3 protein-coding genes are annotated in these 2,772 nt (G+C 68.6%); all 3 read right to left on the bottom strand.

Annotated elements, in window-relative coordinates; all coding sequences use genetic code 11:
- Positions 1–170: 170 nt before the first annotated feature.
- On the bottom strand, positions 171–344 hold the full coding sequence (locus ACEN88_RS28595; protein WP_413345128.1) for a hypothetical protein: 174 nt from the start codon (positions 342–344) through the stop codon (positions 171–173).
- 19 nt (positions 345–363) lie between these two features.
- Complete coding sequence (locus ACEN88_RS28590) at positions 364–1,731, bottom strand: family 43 glycosylhydrolase (protein WP_413345126.1); 1,368 nt, start codon at positions 1,729–1,731, stop codon at positions 364–366.
- A gap of 109 nt (positions 1,732–1,840) precedes the next feature.
- Positions 1,841–2,578: a ZIP family metal transporter gene (locus tag ACEN88_RS28585; protein WP_413345124.1), complete on the bottom strand. Its 738-nt coding sequence runs from the start codon at positions 2,576–2,578 to the stop codon at positions 1,841–1,843.
- Positions 2,579–2,772 lie beyond the last annotated feature (194 nt).

The raw sequence follows: 2,772 nt of genomic DNA, 5'->3' as shown, positions 1-2,772 counted from the left end.
GAACCGCCCGGTGCGGACCCGCACGCCGGGTGGTGTGGCAGGGGACCGGCCAGACAACTGGCCGCCCCTATGCCGATTTGCCAAGAACCGGGGTCAGAGCCCGGTTTCTGGAAATGGCTCAGAAAATCTTGCCAAAAAAAGGGCTCTGACCCCGGTGGTCACCCCGGTGGTCAGCGGTTGCCGGCGACGATGTCGAGGAGGGCTTGCAGTTCGACGGATGCACAGGGTGCCCAGCGGGATGCCTTCCGGCGTACGGCGCAGCGCGCCCGCGTGGAAGTGCAGGCCGGCTGGCCGGTGACGAGGGGATTGCACGCGAAGCGGGTATCGACGTGGGGGCACCTCACACGCGTGCGCCCTGCTGCTTCACTTTCGGATCAGCGACCACTGCTGGTTGGCGCCACCGTTGGACGGATACTGGATGATCTGCGCGCCGTCGGCCGTGCTCTTGTTCTGCACGTCCAGCACCATGCCGGAGAGCTGGTTCGCGACCGTGTAGTAACCCGCTGCCGGGCTGGCGAAGCGCCACTGCTGGCCCTGCCCCGCCCAGTAGCCCCACTGCGCGATGTTCGTGCCGGCGGTCGTGGAGTTATTGTAGTCGTCCAGGCTCTTCAGGCTGTTGGCGTTGATGATGCTGTAGTACCCGTCGCCATGCCCGATCACGTACCACTGCTGGTGGCGCGCGTTCGCATCGGTCGACTGCTGCACAAGTGCGCCGTCCGCCGTCGAACCGCCCGCCACGCCGAACACCTTGCCCGACAGGCGCGACTTGAACGCGTAAACGCCGTCGCTGATGCCGCCGCAGCCGGCGAAGTCGGTGAAGTCGCGGGTCAGGACCGGCCAGCCGGCGCTGTACGTCATGCGCTGGATGTCCAGCTTCGCATTGCCGTTGTCCGTCAGGTCGTAGTAGTGCGTGGAGACGAAGTGGCAGCCGTCCTGGCGCAGGTCGGCGATGTGGCCGGGGCCGCGGTACTTGCCGTCGGTGACCGGCAGGATCGTGCGCGTACCCGAATACGGCCCGCGGATGTTCGTCGCGCGCTGCACTTCGACGTAATAGGTGGAGTCGGCGTTCTTGCAGCAGCTGCCGCGGTTCACGAACAGGTAATAGTAGCCACCGTCGCGCGTGATGTAAGGGGCTTCGATGTCGCGGCCAGCCCCGCCCCAGATCGTCGTCACGCTGCCGGCCAGCTTGCCCGTGGCCTGGTCGATCTCGGCCAGGCCGATGCCGCCGAAGAACGAGCCGTAGCTCAGGTAGACCTTGCCGTCATGGTCGCGGAACAGCGCGGGGTCGATGGCGTTGACCTCGGCGCTGCCGCCGTACGACTGCACGACGATGCCGAGATCCTGCCAGTTCGGGTTCTTCAGCGAGAGACTGCGCGCCACGCCGATCGCGGACGACGACGTGCCGAACGACGACACCGAGTAGTACAGGTAGTAATAGCCGTTCATCTGGATCACGTCCGGCGCCCAGTACGAGCCGGAGAAGTTCGGGATCTTTTGCGTGACCCAGGCGGGCGGCGTGGCGAACACGGGGCCCGGCCCCGCGGCCCACGTCCTGAGGTCCTTCGATGTGGAATACCAGATGCCGGTGCCCGTCGTGAAGTTGAAATACGTGTCGCCGTCCTTCGTGATGGTGCCCGGGTCGTGGGCATTGTTCACGCCGAGCAGGTCGATGGCCCCGGCCGAGGCGCAGCCGAGCGCGAGGCAGCATGCTGCCAGCAGCTTTTTAAACATGAAGTCTCCTGTTTTATTTGTACATATGGGTTGAACCCGCCACCAGCTTAGGCAATGCGGGTCGGCGCCACCAATGAAATAAAACAGGGGTGCGATTGCGATTTCGGTATCAGCCGAGTGCCGTGTCCAGCACCGTCATGAGGATGAAGCCGAAGACGAGGGCCACGCTGGCCCACGTGCCGTTGCCGTTCTGCTGCGCTTCCGGCACGACGTCGTTGACGATCACGAACAGCATCGCGCCCGCCGCGGCGGCCAGCGCGAACGGCAGCAGGCCGGCCGAGATGCCGATCAGGATGGCGCCGGCGACGGCGGCCACCGGTTCGATCAGGCCGGACGCGACGCCGAGCGCCGCCGACAAACCCCGTCCATAGCCGACCGTGCGCAGGGCCAGCGCGACGACGAGGCCTTCCGGCACGTCCTGGATCGAGATGCCGGTCGCCAGCGAGTTCGCCTTGTCGACGTCGACGCCCGCATACGCGACGCCGATCGCGAGGCCTTCCGGCAGGTTGTGCAGCGCGACGGCCCACACGAACATCCAGGCGCGCTTCAGGGAGTGCGCCGTGCGGGGATCGTCATGAGCCAGAATCCCGTCGGTCGACATGCAGCGGTCGAGGACGAGCAGCAGCGCCGCCCCGGCCATGATGCCGGCACCGACGGACAGGCTGGCGCCCCAGTTGCCGGCGCCACCCGTCCTGGCGGCGGCCAGCGCGGGGATCACGAGCGAGAACGCGGTCGCGCCGAGCATGACGCCGCCGCCGAAGCCGAGGAGGCAGACGGCGCAGCCGGCGAGGCGGCGGGGGCGCAGTATCCAGGAGAGTGAGGCGGGTTTGGTCAGGGGTGATTCCATGCGCGGGCTCGGTGTTGGAGATGGACTCACCGTCGCTCCCGGGGGGGCGGGGGGGGCCAGGTGTGGGCCGCGGCGGGGGCGGGGGGGGGCCCGCCGGGGGGGGGGGCGGGGGGGGGGGGGAGCCGCGGCCCGCGGGGGGGCGCGCCCGCGCGGGGGGCGCCGGGGGGGGGCGGCGGGGCGGGGGGGGGGGGGGG

The organism is Massilia sp. CT11-108, assembly GCF_047302915.1.
Classification (GTDB): Bacteria; Pseudomonadota; Gammaproteobacteria; order Burkholderiales; family Burkholderiaceae_D; genus Telluria; species Telluria orientalis.
The sequence above is the reverse complement of the archived record's forward strand: the minus strand, read 5'-3'. Positions and strand labels throughout refer to the sequence as shown.